Source organism: Pseudoxanthomonas sp., from assembly GCF_002863005.1.
Taxonomy (GTDB): Bacteria; Pseudomonadota; Gammaproteobacteria; order Xanthomonadales; family Xanthomonadaceae; genus Pseudoxanthomonas_A.
In genome coordinates, this window is the sequence record NZ_PKDG01000015.1 from 439271 (window position 1) to 452553 (window position 13283).

Consider the following 13283-nt stretch of genomic DNA (forward strand, 5'->3'; position numbering starts at 1 on the left):
CCAGAAAACCGCAACCGCGCTGTCGCCGGCCAGGCGCAGGCTGCGCGGCGAAACCCCGCCGCCGGTCCCGCCATGCATCCGCTGGAACGCCAGATCGCCGAACGCTATCCCCACTGGTTCCGCGGTCGCCGCGCCCGGCTGACCCAGCCGCTGCTGCGCACACTCGGGCGCTGGTCGAAGCTCGACCAGGCCTATGCATTCCTTGCGGACCACGGCCACCTGCAAGGGCTCGACTTCATCGATGCCGCGATCGACCACCTCAACCTGCGCCCGACGGTGGATGCGGCCGGCGAGCAGCGCATCCCGGCGCAGGGACGGCTGCTGATCGTGGCCAACCATCCTTCCGGCGCGCTGGATGCGCTGGCGCTGCTGCAACTCGTCGGTCGCGTGCGCCGTGACGTGAAGATCCTGGCGAACGATGTCCTGGCCGGCATCGCCCCCATCGCCGATCTGCTGCTGCCGGTTCGGATCCTCGGCGGGAAGCCCAGTGGCGAGAGCGTGCGCGCCGTGGAGCAGGCGCTGGCGGCCGAACAATGCGTCATCGTCTTCCCGGCCGGCGAGGTGTCGCGCCTGGGCCCGCGCGGCGTGCGCGACACCCGCTGGCGCCGCGGCTTCCTGCGCTTCGCGCGTGCGACCGGTGCGCCGGTGCTGCCGATCCGTGTGCAGGCACGCAACTCGCCGCTCTTCTATGGGGCCTCTGCGCTGTTCAAGCCGGCGGGTACGGCGTTGCTGGCGCGCGAGATGTTCCGCCGCAGCCAGCGGCGCCTGCAGCTGCATGTCGGCCAGCTGATGCGGATCGATACGGACGGCGATGCAGCCGTCGCGATCGCGCGCGTGCGTACGGCACTCTACGCGCTCGGCCGGCGGACGCGGCCCGGAACGAACGAGGGCAGCGATGCGCCGGAGCCGCTGCTCGATGCCCTGGCGCCGGACACGCTCGAGGCCTGCATCGCCACCCTCGACGTGCTGGGGCAGACGACGGACGGAAAGCGCATCTGCGTCGGCCGGCTGGCCGGTGGTTCGCCGCTGCTGCGCGAGATCGGCCGGCTGCGCGAACTGACGTTCCGCGCGGTGGGCGAGGGCACCGGCAAGCGCCTGGACGTGGATGCGTTCGACACCTGGTACGAACACATCGTGCTGTGGGATGCCGCCCACAGGAAGATCGCCGGTGCGTACCGGATCGCGCGCGGCGCGCCCGTGCTGGCGGCGCAGGGACTGAAGGGCCTCTATACCGCCACGCTGTTCGACTACGCCGACGACGCGCTGCCACGCCTGGCCTCTGGCATGGAGCTGGGCCGCAGCTTCGTGGTGCCCGACTACTGGGGCAGCCGCAGCATCGACTACCTGTGGCAGGGCATTGGCGCCTACCTGCGCCGGCATCCGCGCGTGCGCTACCTGTTCGGTGCGGTGTCGATGAGCGCCGCCCTGCCGCTGCACGCGCGCGAACAGATCGTGGCGTACTACGAGCACTACTACGGCGATGCGAACGGCGAGGCGCGATCGCGCCATCCGTTCCGCTATACCGCCACGCCGCCGCGTTTCGACGCGCTGGACGTCGATACAGCCTACCGTGTGCTGAAGACCAACCTCGACACGCTGGGCGCGACCATTCCGATGCTCTACAAGCAGTACACCGAGCTGTGCGAGCCGGGTGGTGCGCGTTTCCTGGCTTTCGGGGTGGACCCGGACTTCAGCGATTCGATCGATGGCCTGATCGAGGTGGACCTGCACCGCATCCGGCCGAAGAAGCGCGATCGCTATCTGGGCGAGGCGTGGCGTCCGATGGAAACGGCCGCATGATTCCGCGGGCGGCGCCACCTGCGATGCGGCGCGCGGTCTTCGTCTCCGACGTGCATCTCGGCTCCAAGCACTGCCACGCGGCGGAGTTCGCCGATTTCCTCGCAGGATTGCGTTGCCGGCGCCTTTATCTGGTCGGCGACATCGTCGACCTGTGGTGGATGGCACAGCGCCGCGCGTCCTGGGATGCGGCCCACAACCGCGTGGTTGAGGCGCTGCACGCGCTGGCACGCAACGGGACCGAACTCGTCTACGTGCCCGGCAACCACGACAGGCCGATCCGCCGATTCTGCGGCCTGATGCTGCCCGCCATGCAGGTGCGGCGCCGCGCGATCCACACCACGCTCGATGGGCGCAGGCTGCTGGTCACGCACGGCGACGACTACGACGGCGTCACCCACTTCGGCGGCCTGCAGGAAAAGTTCGGCGACTGGCTGTACTACCGCATCCTCACCGGCAACCGGTTGACCAACCAGTTGCGCCGCCGCTTCGGCCTGCGCTACTGGTCGCTGGCGGAATACCTGAAGCGGCAGAGCGACGCCGCCGAACGCTACATCGCCCGTTTCGTGCAGGCGGGACTCGACGACGCGCGTCGGCGCGGGCTGGATGGCATCGTCTGTGGCCACATCCACCGCGCCTCGCTGCTCCAGCGCGATGGACTGCTCTACGCCAACGACGGCGACTGGGTCGAAAGCCTCACCGCGCTGAGCGAGGAGGCCGACGGCACGCTGTGCCTGCTGTCGCATACCGGCAAGGTGCTGCACGAGGTGGCGCCGCGGTTGCGGCTGGTGCCGCAGGACTCGCAACGCGCCGCGTGAGCGGTGTCGCCGTGCAGGCGAGGTGATGGTCGCCGGCGTGGCGCGCTCCTACAATCACGCCATGGATTCCCTCAGCCAGATCGTTCTGGGTGGCGCCGTCGCCGCCGCCATCGCCCCTGCAGGGCATCGCCGGGCCGCCCTGCTCGCCGGCGCGGCCCTGGGCACGCTGCCCGACCTCGACAGCCTGCCGATCGCCCTCTTCTCCGACAACCCGGTCACGCTGATGACCGTGCACCGCAGCTTCAGCCATTCGCTGTTCGTGTTGCCGCTGGTGGGCGGACTGATCTGGTGGCTGTTCAGGCGCTATGGCCGCGGACGGGTCGCCGCAGCACCCGCGCGTTGGTTCTGGGCGATCCAGCTGGCATTGGTCACCCATCCCTTGCTCGACGCCTTCACCGTCTACGGCACACAACTGTGGTGGCCGCTCACGCCGCCGCCGGCGATGTGGTCCAGCGTGTTCATCATCGACCCGCTGTATACGGTCTGGCTGCTGGTGGCGTGCGTCGCGGCGTGGTGCCTGCGCGAGCGGGTCACCGCGCAACGCGTACTGGTGGCCGGCCTGGTGCTGAGCACCGCTTACCTGGGGTGGTCGCTGGTCGCGAAGTCCAACGTGGATCGCGACGCGGAGCGCACGCTGGCCTCGATGGGTCTCGGCGATGCGCCTTACTTCTCGGTGCCGATGCCGTTCAATACGCTGCTGTGGCGCGTGGTGGCGATGACGCCGTCGGGCTATGTCGAGGCCGAGCGCTCGGTACTGGTCGACGAGGGGCCGCTGCAGTTCCGCGGCTACCCCTCCAACGTGCAGGCCTACCGTGAAGCGGCCAGCGTGCCGGCGGTCCAGCGCCTGGCCTGGTTCAACCGCGGCTTCATGCGCGCGCAGGTGCAGGACGGACGGCTGGTCCTGTCCGACCTGCGCATGGGGATGGAGCCCGACTACAACTTCCGCTTCACCGTGGCCGAGCAGCGCGACGGGCGCTGGCAGGCGGTTGCGCCGGTACAGCACCCCTGGTCGATGCCGGTCTCCGGCGGCGACGGCATGCGCCGCCTGTTGGCCGCGATGTGGCACCGGACGTGGCACCCGTCTGCGGAGCCGGTTCGTGCCGCGCTGGGTCCTGGCACTGCGCCGCCCGCGCCGACTGTGACGCCGGACGCTGCGTCGGCGCCCTGACTCAGTACACCGTCGCGCGCGCCTGCACGAAGGCGTAGAAGAACACGGCGTCAGGATCGTTCTGCACGTCGTGCATCTCGCGGCGCATGCCGTCGACGATGTCGCGGGTGACCCGCCCGGCGTCCACGAGCGAATCCGCCGCCGACAGCAGCAGTTCCTCCCAGAACGCGATCATGTCCTTGCGCCGTGCGGGCTCGCGGTTGTCGAAGTGCACGGTCTTGATCTCGGTCGCCACGTCGCGATAGCCGCCGGCCAGCAGGAGGTTGCCGAGCTTGGCCCCGATGAACGGGTCGCCGTTGCTGTCGTACTGGAAATCGTTGAACGCCATCCAGTAGCGCCAGGTGTTGGGAGAATAAGGATGCAGCAGGAACGAGGAGTTCATCACCTCGGTGATGTAGATCGGTGAGCCCGGCGCCAGGACGCGGCGGACCTCGCTCAGCACGCGCGCCGGATTCGGCACGTGTTCCAGGATCCAGCACAGGAAGGCGGCATCGAATTCGCGCGCGCCGTAGGGCAGGCGGCTGGCGTCGGCCTGCTGCAGCGTGTAACGGTCGCGGCACCAGGGCATCGTGGCGAGGTTCTGCTTCGCCGCCGCCAACTGCACCTCGTTGAGGTCCACGCAGGTGACGTGCACGTCCGGGAACCGGCGCAGCAGGATTTCGGTCTGCGCCCCGACGCCGCTGCCGACCTCGAGCAGCCGGCGCGCGCCGGTGTAGTCGATGTGGTTGAAGAGCGTGCTTTCCAGCAGCCGGGCCTGCTTCATCAGGCGGGCCTGCTCCACCGATGAGAATCCGTGGAGATAGGTGGGGCTTTCGGTCATCTCGGACATGGCGGGGTTCCTCAGGCGGCGGCGGGCAGGTCCGGCACGGCACCGGCGATGAGTGCATCGAAATAGTCGCGCGTCAGCCGTACCTGTTCGTCCGCGCTCTCGGCACGATTGACCACGGCACGGAAGGCGATGTTCTCCGGGCGATCCTTCGCATACCAGCCCAGGTGCTTGCGGGCGATGCGAACGCCCTGCGGCTCACCATAGAAGCCATGCAAGGCTTCCAGGTGGCCGAGCAGGATGTCGCGGACTTCCTGCAGGGACGGCGGCGGCAGGCGTTCGCCGGTGGCCAGGTAGTGCGCGACCTCGCGGAAGAGCCAGGGACGGCCCTGCGCAGCGCGGCCGATCATCACCGCATCGGCCCCCGTCGTCGCCAGCACGTGCGCTGCCTTTTCCGGCGAGTCGATGTCGCCGTTGGCCACGACCGGAATGCGCAGTGCCGCCTTGATCGCGGCGATGGTGTCGTACTCGGCGGTGCCGGTGTAGTGCTGGTCGCGCGTGCGGCCGTGGACAGCCAGCGAGGCGATGCCGCTGGCCTCGGCGATGCGCGCGATGACCGGTCCGTTGCGATGGTCGCAATCCCAGCCGGTGCGGATCTTCAGGGTGACGGGAACGTCGACCGCCTTCACGACGGCTTCCAGGATGCGGCCCACCAGCGCCTCGTCGCGCATCAGCGCCGAGCCGGCCCAGGCATTGCACACCTTCTTGGCCGGGCAGCCCATGTTGATGTCGATGATCTGCGCACCGTGGTCGGCATTGTGGCGCGCGGCATGGGCGAGCTGCTCGGGTTCGGTGCCGGCGATCTGCACGCTGACCGGGCTGGGTTCACCGTCGTGGTCCATCCGGTGCAGCGATTTGTTCGTGTTCCAGAACCGCGGGTCGCTGATGGTCATCTCCGACACCGCCAGCCCCGCGCCCAACCGCTTGCACAGCAGGCGGAACGGCTTGTCTGTGACGCCGGCCATGGGGGCCAGCATCACGGGGGCGTCGATGCGATAGGGACCGATCTGCATGCCGGTATTATCCGCCGTTTGTCCCCGGGGAGAACCGGCAGGACTACGCGCCGTAGCGCGCCGCCAGGTCCGCGCGCAATGGCATCGCCAGCGCGGCACCAGCACGTTCGGTCGACAGCGCCGCGTAGCGGTTGGCGAACCGCACGTGATCGGCAAAGCAGGGCAGTGCGGCCTCGGCCAGCGATGCCGCGAGTGCGCCGTTGAAGGCATCGCCGGCGCCGGTCGTATCGACGACCGTGGCCGCCTCCGCCGCGACGCGGTAATGCGGGCGGGCGTCGCCGCGCAGGGCGTCGTCGGGATGCGACACGTACACGCCGGTGGCGCCCAGCGTCACCACCACGGTGCCGTGGGGGAACAGCTGACGACAGTGCTGGTGCAGGGTGACCCCATCGAGCGTGGCGACATCGTCGGCGCTGATCCGTTCGCCCAGGTGGCGTGCGAGCAGGGCGGCGAATTCGGTTTCGTTCGGCGTGATGACATCGGCGTGCGCCAGCAGTTCGGTCGTCGTCGCGGCATTCGCCGGTGCGGGGTTCAGCAGGGTGGTGGCACCGCACTGGCGGGCGGCCTGCAGCGTGGCCAGTACGGTGTCCGCGGGCGATTCCAGCTGGGCCAGCACCACGCCTGCGGCGACGAGCACGTCCGCCTGCCCCGTGGCGAAGTCGGCCGACAGGGTCGCGTTGGCGCCGGCGCCGATGACGATGGTGTTGCGCCCGTGCGCATCCACGTAGATGCCGGCCGTCCCGGTGGGCTCCTCGCTCGCGTCGACGCGCAGCGCCAGGCCGTCGGCGGCCGCCAGATCACGCGCCAGCCGCCCCCCGGCGTCGTCGCCCAACGCACAGACGAACGTGGTGTCCGCACCCGCCCGCACCGCCGCGACCGCCTGGTTGAAGCCCTTGCCCCCGGGCCCACTGGCATAACGTCCGGCGATGGTGGCGCCCGCCGCCGGCAGCGCGTCGCAGCGCCAGACATGATCGACATTGAATGAGCCCACGACGACGACGCGGGCGGCAGGGAGGTGCGTATTCATGGTGCGATACCTGAGGTCCGGAACGCGGCATCGCCACGCCCACGGGAAAGGAACGTAAACAGGATGGGCGGGGCGGCCGGCGGCCGCCGCTCCCGGGTCAGCCGAAGTGCGACAGCACGCCGGCGATGGTGGCCGTCATCAGCGTCGCGATGGTGCCGCCCAGCACGGCGCGCAGCCCGAACCGTGCCAGGTCGGAGCGACGCTCGGGCGCCAGGCCGCCGATGCCGCCGATCTGGATCGCGATCGAACTGAAGTTGGCGAAACCGCACAACGCATAGGTCGCGATCAGGCGGCCCTCATCGGTCAGCGTCACGCCGGGCGTCTGCCCGTTCACGATGCCGGCCAGCTGCAGGTAAGCGACGAACTCGTTGATCACCACCTTCTGGCCGATCAGCGAACCCACGGTGGTCGCGTCCTGCCACGGCACGCCGATCACCCAGGCGATGGGCGCCAGCAGGTAGCCGAAGATCGTCGCCAGGTCGGTCGGCTTGCCGATCGCGGAGGCCAGGCCGGTGATCTCGCCCAGCCACGTCAGCGGCGCATTGATCAGCGCGATCAGGGCGATGAACGCGAGCAGCATCGCGCCGATGTTCAATGCCAGCTTCAGGCCATCGCCGGCGCCCGCGGCAGCGGCGTCGATGATGTTGCTGGAGGTCTTCTCCACTTCCATCTTCACGGTGCCGCGGGTCAGCGGCGTGCCGGTTTCCGGGATCAGCAGCTTCGCCACCACCAGCGTGGCGGGAGCGGCCATGATCGAGGCGGCCAGCAGGTGCTTGGCATAGAAGGCCTGCTGCTCCGGGTCGCCGCCACCCAGCATGCCCACGTAGGCCGCAAGCACGCCACCGGCGATGTGGGCCATGCCGCCGATCATCATGGTGATCAGCTCGGACTCGGTCATCTTCGGAATATAGGGGCGCACCGTCAGCGGCGCCTCGGTCTGGCCGATGAACACGCTGGCGCAGACGCTGGTGGTTTCCGCGCCGGAGACCTTCATGACCTTGGTGATGGCCAGCGCCATCATCCGCACGATGAACTGCATCACGCCCAGGTGGTACATCACGCCCATCAGCGCGGCAAAGAAGATGATGGTGGGCAGTACCTGGAAGGCGAAGATGAAGCCGAACTTCTCGGTGTCCATCAGGCTACCGAAGATGAAGCCGGAGCCCGCCTTGACGAACTCGAGGATCTTCACGAACCCATGGCCCAGCCAGTCGAACACTTCGCGTCCGCCGGGCACCAGCAGCACCAGCGCGGCGAAGGCGATCTGCAGGGTGACGCCCGTGGCGACCAGCTTCCAGTCGATGGCCTTCCGGTTGTTGGAAAACAGCCAGACGATGCCGATCAGCACCGCCAGACCGAACAGGCCAAAGCCGATCCGCCCCAAGACTTCCAGCATGTATTCCCCCAGACCTTGCATGTTGTTCTGACCGGGCAGTCTAGCAGCGCGCCGGCTTCCCCAGACCGTTCAGCCAACCCCTCGCCACGCGACCCAGAGGGCCAGGCCGAAGAACACCACGGCCGCCAGCGTGCGGGCCAGCTTCAGCGGCAGCCTGTCGGCGAACCGATGGCCCAGCCAGACCACCGGCAGGTTGGCCAGCAGCATCCCGATCGTGGTGCCCGCGATCACCTGCCACAGCGGCGTGTACTTGGTCGCCAGCAGGACGGTGGCGACCTGGGTCTTGTCGCCGATCTCCGCCAGGAAGAAGGCGAGGGTGGTGGCGATGAACGCGCCGTGCGCGGGCAGTTTCTCGTTCTCGTCCAGGGTGTCCGGCTTGAGCGTCCACAGGGCCACGGCCAGGAAGCTGGCGGCCACCAGCCAGCGCAGGACGTCCGGTGACAGCCATTGGGTGAGCTCCGCGCCAAGCCAGGCGGAGATGGCATGGTTCACGACCGTGGCGGCGAGGATGCCCCAGGCGATGGGCCAGGGTTTGCGGTAACGCGCCGCCAGCAGCAGCGCGAGCAGTTGGGTCTTGTCGCCGATTTCGGCCAGGGTGACGGTGCCGGTGGAGACCAGCAGGGCATGCAGCGATTGCATCGACAGCTCCGGGGCCAGGCATTCGCGTCGAGCGCGAAGGCAAACGACGCGCTGCCCGGCCCGGGTAAGCGCGACGCCTGCCTTCGGTCTTGCCCGGCGAAGCGGATCGCTTCGTCCCGCGCACCATGGTCGGCTGACCAAGTGTGTTGACGCGCGGACCCCGTCAGGACGGGTGGGCTACTCCCCGGAGGAGGAAAGTGCGCACATTGTAATGAGACGGACGCGGGCAAGGTGGAGACGTTCTCATTTGGACGGCGGCGGGAGGCACATGCACGGGGTGTTGACTCGCAAATAAGAATCATTATCATCAATGACGTTCCTTCCCTGGAGCCCACCATGATCCCGACCCTCACCACCTCGCCCATGCTCGACACGCGTTCGCTGCGCGAGCGCCTCTCCTTGCCGGCCACGCCACGCAGCGAAGACCTGCTCCACAGCGACGCTCTGTTGAAGGGGCAGCGCGAAGTCCTGATCCGCCATGGCGACCGCGTCTATCGCCTGCGTCACACCAGCAATGACAAGCTGATCCTCACCAAGTAGTTCCAAGGTCGCCGCCACCGATGGCGGCGACCCGCTTCTCTCTCCACCGGGCCAGCCAAGGATTCTCCGGCCGCCAGCCTTCCGGGTCTGATCACCACCCACAGGAATGCTGTACGCCATGATGCGTCCCACGCTGCTCACCGCGGCCGTGTGGCTGGCCCTTGCCGGCCATGCCCATGCCGCTCCCGCCACCGATGCGGCTTCGCCCTCTTCCTCCAGCGCCGATGCGAATGAACTGGCGCGCATCCAGGTTACCGCCACGCGCAGCGAGCGCGCCGTCACGGATGTGCCGAACACGGTCAGCGTCATCGATCGCGAGGAACTGGACGACCGCCTGGTCCGCGACATCAAGGCACTGGTGCGCTATGAGCCCGGCGTGACCGTGACCTCCAGCTTCGGCCGCTTCGGCCTGGGTGGCTTCCGCATCCGCGGCCTGGAAGGCAATCGCGTACGCATCCAGACCGATGGCATTCCGGTATCGGACGCGTTCTCGATCGGCAGCTTCTCCAACGCGAGCCGCAACTTCGTCGACTTGGACACGTTGAAGCAGGTCGAGATCGTGCGCGGGCCGTCCAGTTCGCTGTACGGCTCGGATGCGCTCGGCGGCGTCGTGTCGTTCATCACCAAGGATCCTTCGGACTATCTCGATGACGGCAAGGATGCGTACTTCGGCTTCCGCCTCGGCTTCGACAGCAGCTGGAACGGCTTGTTCGGCAACGCCACCACGGCCTTCGGCGGCGAGCGCTGGAGCGGCCTGGTCAGCGTGGGCCACCGGCAGGGCCAGGAGACCGAGAACCAGGGCGATGTCGGTGGCGTCGGTGCCACGCGCACGTTGCCGAATCCGCAGGAACGGGACGGCCGCAGCCTGTTGACGAAGCTGGTCTTTGCACCGAGCGAAGGACAGCGGTTCCGCCTGACGGTGGAAGGCAACGAGGACAATGCCGATACCGATCTGTTGACCCAGCAGGGGTATCAATCGCTGACGCGCGCCACCAACGATCGCGTGATCGCGCGCGACCACCAGACGCGTGCGCGCATCGCCTTCGCGCATGAGTGGGACAACCTTTCGGCGGCATTCGCCGACAGTCTGGACTGGCAGATCTACCGCCAGGACAGCGAAACCACCCAGTACACGCGCGAGGAACGGACGCTGCCTGCGCCGACGCTGCGCGACATCCGCGAGCGCGAGTTCAATTTCGACCAGCGGACCTATGGTCTCCAGGCGAACTTTCGCAAGGCGTTCGGTACTTCTGTTCGCCAGGACCTGATTTATGGCCTGGACCTCGCACGTACCGAGACGCGGCAGAAGCGCGACGGCCTGCGCACATTCCCGCTGACCGGCGTGAGCACGCCGGTCATGTCGCCGGATACGTTCCCCGTGCGCGACTTCCCGGTGAGCAAAACCACCACCGCCGCGCTCTACGTACAGGACGAGATCAGCTTCGCCGACGGTACGTTCCGGTTGGTGCCGGGCCTGCGCGTGGATCACTATCGCCTCGATCCGCAGCACGACGCGATCTTCGACGCCGACAATCCGGGCGTGGCGCTGGCGGACATCCGCGAAACCAGCGTGTCGCCCAAACTCGGCATGGTGTGGACGTTCGCGCCGGCGTGGTCGTTGTTCGGCGGCTATGCGCACGGCTTCCGCTCACCGCCTTACAACGACGTCAACATCGGGTTCACCAACGTGCAGTTCGGCTACACCGCCATCGCGAACCCGGACCTGAAGCCGGAAACCAGCGACGGCGTCGAAGTCGGCGTGCGTCATGCAGGCGAAGTGGCGTATGCCAGCTTCTCGGGCTACTACAACCGCTACGACGACTTCATCGAATCGATGCGGCCCATCGGCAACAACGATGACGGGCTGATGGTCTACCAGTCGCAGAATATTTCCGAGGCGCAGATCCATGGCCTGGAGCTCAAGGCGGGCCTGGACATCGGTGCGCTGTCCGACGCGTGGGCGGGCTGGTCGTTGCGTGGTGCGGCCGCGTGGTCGCGCGGCAAGGACCGCAGCACCGATACGCCGCTGGACAGCGTGGACCCGCTGACCGCGACGCTGGGCCTGGCCTACGACGCCTCGTCGTGGGGTGCGGAACTTGCGGGCCGTTTCGTGGACCGCAAGCGCCGCGTGTCGGACCCGGACTACTACCGCCAGGCGGGTTACGGCGTGCTCGACCTGTATGCGCACTGGAATTTCGCGCCTGGCGCGAAGTTCAACGTTGGCGTCTTCAACCTGGCCGATCGTCGCTACATCGATGCGGGCGACATGGCGCTCGTTGCCACCGGCAGCACCACGCTCGATCGCTACACCGCGCCGGGTCGCACGCTGTCGGCCAGCGTGGCGGTGAGCTGGTAACCGCCATGCCGATGCTGCGGGCACTCCCCGGCTCCGTCACGGGTGCATCCGCGGATGCGTTCCCGGGCGCCGCGCAACTCGCGGCGTTGGGACCTGTGCTGTGCCTGTATCGCACGCAGCACGGCAGCGAACTGGCCGGCTGGCAACAGGCGGTGCGGGTGGAAGCCCACGCAGGGGTGGGTAGCGACGGGCTGGACGAACGATTGCTGTTCTTCGACGCGCAGGGACGGTGTTGCTGGCGTCTGTGCCTGTTGCCGGACAGCGATTTCGTGGCCTGGGATCGCCTGGTGGCGTCGTTGCCGCAGGGCGCCGAAGGTGAAGCCGCCGGGCTGGCCGACCGCCTGTGGCAACGCCTCGCTGGACGCTTGCTCGGCGGGCAGTGGCGCGCCTGTGCGCTGCAACTCCATGCGGTGCCGCAGCCCGCCACGTTGCCCGTGCTGGCAGCCAGCCTGTCGTTGATGTCGGTGCTGGGCGTCAACACGGCGCGTCGCATCGCGCATGCGGAAGGCGCAGAACTGGAAAGCGGGCTGCACGACTGCTGCTGCGCATCGTCGACCCGCTACAACGCGTCCCTGCCTGGCGCGGATCGACAAACCCCTATGGAGGCGGGCGACAAGGTCGTGCCGCTGATCAGACTCACATGAGAGAAGCCACCATGAAAACACCGGTCGCCACCCTGCTGTCCACCGCCTTGCTGCTGGCCGCAGGTCAGGCCTTCGCCGCCGACCCTGCCCGCGATCGCCAGTCGATCCTGGCGATGCAGGGCGATTACACCGTCGACTTCGCCTTCGACGAAACCGTCCTGCTGCAGCCGGGCTACGAGCGGCAGGCGGCCATGCGCAGCGGCGGCGATGAGACCGTCATCGTCGTCGAAGACACGCCGAGCCGGATCGTCCTCCAGCACATCCTGGTCGACGCCGAGAGTGGCCACGTGACCAAGCACTGGCGGCAGGACTGGACCTACGAGGCACCTACGCGCTTCGAGTTCAGTGCCGATCAGACCTGGAGCGTCCGCGCGATCCCTGCCGATGCCACGCGCGGCGCCTGGACGCAGTGCGTGTATGAGGTCAGCGATGCGCCGCGCTACTGCGGTACCGGCCGCTGGGAGTACACCAACGGCGTGACGACCTGGACCAGCGATCTGAGCTGGCGGCCGCTACCACGTCGCGAGTACACCAAGCGCAGCGACTACAACGCCCTGTCGGTGGTCAACCGCCACACGCTGACGCCGAACGGCTGGACTCACGAGCAGTTCAACACCAAGGTCCTGCGAAAACCTGACGGTGCGCAGGTGGAACTGGCGCGCGAGTTCGGCTTCAACGATTACATCAAGACCACCGAGGTCGACTTCAAGCCCGCGCGCGATTACTGGCAGGCGACGGCCGGCTACTGGGCCAAGGTGCGCGCGCATTGGGATCGATACCTGTCCCGCGCGCCCGGCGTCCACCTGAAAACCAAGGTGGATGGCATGGCGATGATCATTCCGCTGTTCACCCAGGCCAGCGACGTGCAGGAAGGCAAGACCGTGGCGGATGCGGCCATCGCCAAGGTGTTCGCCGACTGGGTCGAACCCGCACCTGCAGAACGTACCGCCGCGGCCGGGCAATCGCGCTGAAGGTTCTCTCCGGCACAGGGACGTGCCGCCTTTGCAGAAAAAGACCCCCGCGGTTGCGGGGGCAGGGGATTCATCGGTTTCTCTTCTA

Annotated in this window: 12 protein-coding genes; 7 read left to right on the forward strand and 5 right to left on the reverse strand. The window is 67.9% G+C overall.

The features are described from left to right. Positions 1-72: 72 nt before the first annotated feature. The 3 genes from CYU89_RS06955 (at position 73) to CYU89_RS06965 (ending at position 3783) form a co-directional block, all read left to right on the forward strand. On the forward strand, positions 73-1800 hold the full coding sequence (locus tag CYU89_RS06955) for a GNAT family N-acyltransferase (RefSeq protein ID WP_296279677.1): 1728 nt from the start codon (positions 73-75) through the stop codon (positions 1798-1800). Then, positions 1797-2615 (forward strand): UDP-2,3-diacylglucosamine diphosphatase, encoded by an 819-nt coding sequence (locus CYU89_RS06960; protein WP_296279678.1) that lies wholly within the window; start codon positions 1797-1799, stop codon positions 2613-2615. The genes CYU89_RS06955 and CYU89_RS06960 overlap by 4 nt, the downstream gene beginning before the upstream one ends. 61 nt (positions 2616-2676) lie before the next feature. Then, positions 2677-3783, forward strand: coding sequence for a metal-dependent hydrolase (locus CYU89_RS06965; RefSeq protein ID WP_296279680.1), 1107 nt, complete (start codon positions 2677-2679; stop codon positions 3781-3783). A gap of 1 nt (position 3784) precedes the next feature. Here CYU89_RS06965 and CYU89_RS06970 read toward each other — a convergent pair whose 3' ends face one another. The 5 genes from CYU89_RS06970 to CYU89_RS06990 all read right to left on the reverse strand — a co-directional run bounded on the left by CYU89_RS06970 (position 3785) and on the right by CYU89_RS06990 (position 8684). Beyond that, positions 3785-4612: a class I SAM-dependent methyltransferase gene (locus CYU89_RS06970; RefSeq protein ID WP_296279682.1), complete on the reverse strand. Its 828-nt coding sequence runs from the start codon at positions 4610-4612 to the stop codon at positions 3785-3787. Between the two features lie 11 nt (positions 4613-4623). Continuing rightward, complete coding sequence (dusB, locus tag CYU89_RS06975) at positions 4624-5622, reverse strand: tRNA dihydrouridine synthase DusB (RefSeq protein ID WP_296279683.1); 999 nt, start codon at positions 5620-5622, stop codon at positions 4624-4626. A gap of 43 nt (positions 5623-5665) precedes the next feature. Next, positions 5666-6649, reverse strand: coding sequence for a ribokinase (locus tag CYU89_RS06980; RefSeq protein ID WP_296279685.1), 984 nt, complete (start codon positions 6647-6649; stop codon positions 5666-5668). Between the two features lie 97 nt (positions 6650-6746). Continuing rightward, the gene (locus CYU89_RS06985; protein ID WP_296279841.1) at positions 6747-8045 is read right to left on the reverse strand and encodes a nucleoside transporter C-terminal domain-containing protein; all 1299 of its coding nucleotides are present in this window, start codon (positions 8043-8045) and stop codon (positions 6747-6749) included. Between the two features lie 69 nt (positions 8046-8114). Further along, a complete protein-coding gene (locus CYU89_RS06990; protein ID WP_296279686.1) occupies positions 8115-8684 on the reverse strand; it encodes a TMEM165/GDT1 family protein in 570 nt (189 codons plus the stop codon). Between the two features lie 336 nt (positions 8685-9020). Here CYU89_RS06990 and CYU89_RS06995 point away from each other — a divergent pair, with 336 nt between their 5' ends. The 4 genes from CYU89_RS06995 to CYU89_RS07010 all read left to right on the forward strand — a co-directional run bounded on the left by CYU89_RS06995 (position 9021) and on the right by CYU89_RS07010 (position 13195). Next, entirely contained in the window at positions 9021-9224 is a 204-nt protein-coding gene (locus CYU89_RS06995; RefSeq protein WP_296279689.1) for a hemin uptake protein HemP, read from the forward strand. A gap of 118 nt (positions 9225-9342) precedes the next feature. Further along, entirely contained in the window at positions 9343-11580 is a 2238-nt protein-coding gene (locus tag CYU89_RS07000) for a TonB-dependent hemoglobin/transferrin/lactoferrin family receptor (RefSeq protein WP_296279690.1), read from the forward strand. Positions 11581-11591: 11 nt separating this feature from the next. After that, entirely contained in the window at positions 11592-12224 is a 633-nt protein-coding gene (locus tag CYU89_RS07005; protein ID WP_296279843.1) for a Hemin transport protein, read from the forward strand. Positions 12225-12235: 11 nt separating this feature from the next. Next, entirely contained in the window at positions 12236-13195 is a 960-nt protein-coding gene (locus tag CYU89_RS07010; RefSeq protein WP_296279692.1) for a DUF6607 family protein, read from the forward strand. The last annotated feature ends 88 nt before the right edge of the window (positions 13196-13283 follow it).

Bases quoted from the DNA above. Each gene is read 5' to 3' on its own strand.
- CYU89_RS07010 (WP_296279692.1), top strand. From the start codon at position 12,236: ATGAAAACACCGGTCGCCACCCTGCTGTCCACCGCCTTGCTGCTGGCC.
- CYU89_RS06965 (WP_296279680.1), top strand. From the start codon at position 2,677: ATGGATTCCCTCAGCCAGATCGTTCTGGGTGGCGCCGTCGCCGCCGCC.
- CYU89_RS06980 (WP_296279685.1), bottom strand. From the start codon at position 6,649: ATGAATACGCACCTCCCTGCCGCCCGCGTCGTCGTCGTGGGCTCATTC.
- CYU89_RS07000 (WP_296279690.1), top strand. From the start codon at position 9,343: ATGATGCGTCCCACGCTGCTCACCGCGGCCGTGTGGCTGGCCCTTGCC.
- CYU89_RS06960 (WP_296279678.1), top strand. From the start codon at position 1,797: ATGATTCCGCGGGCGGCGCCACCTGCGATGCGGCGCGCGGTCTTCGTC.
- CYU89_RS06985 (WP_296279841.1), bottom strand. From the start codon at position 8,045: ATGCTGGAAGTCTTGGGGCGGATCGGCTTTGGCCTGTTCGGTCTGGCG.
- CYU89_RS06955 (WP_296279677.1), top strand. From the start codon at position 73: ATGCATCCGCTGGAACGCCAGATCGCCGAACGCTATCCCCACTGGTTC.
- CYU89_RS06990 (WP_296279686.1), bottom strand. From the start codon at position 8,684: ATGCAATCGCTGCATGCCCTGCTGGTCTCCACCGGCACCGTCACCCTG.
- dusB (WP_296279683.1), bottom strand. From the start codon at position 5,622: ATGCAGATCGGTCCCTATCGCATCGACGCCCCCGTGATGCTGGCCCCC.
- CYU89_RS06995 (WP_296279689.1), top strand. From the start codon at position 9,021: ATGATCCCGACCCTCACCACCTCGCCCATGCTCGACACGCGTTCGCTG.
- CYU89_RS07005 (WP_296279843.1), top strand. From the start codon at position 11,592: ATGCTGCGGGCACTCCCCGGCTCCGTCACGGGTGCATCCGCGGATGCG.
- CYU89_RS06970 (WP_296279682.1), bottom strand. From the start codon at position 4,612: ATGTCCGAGATGACCGAAAGCCCCACCTATCTCCACGGATTCTCATCG.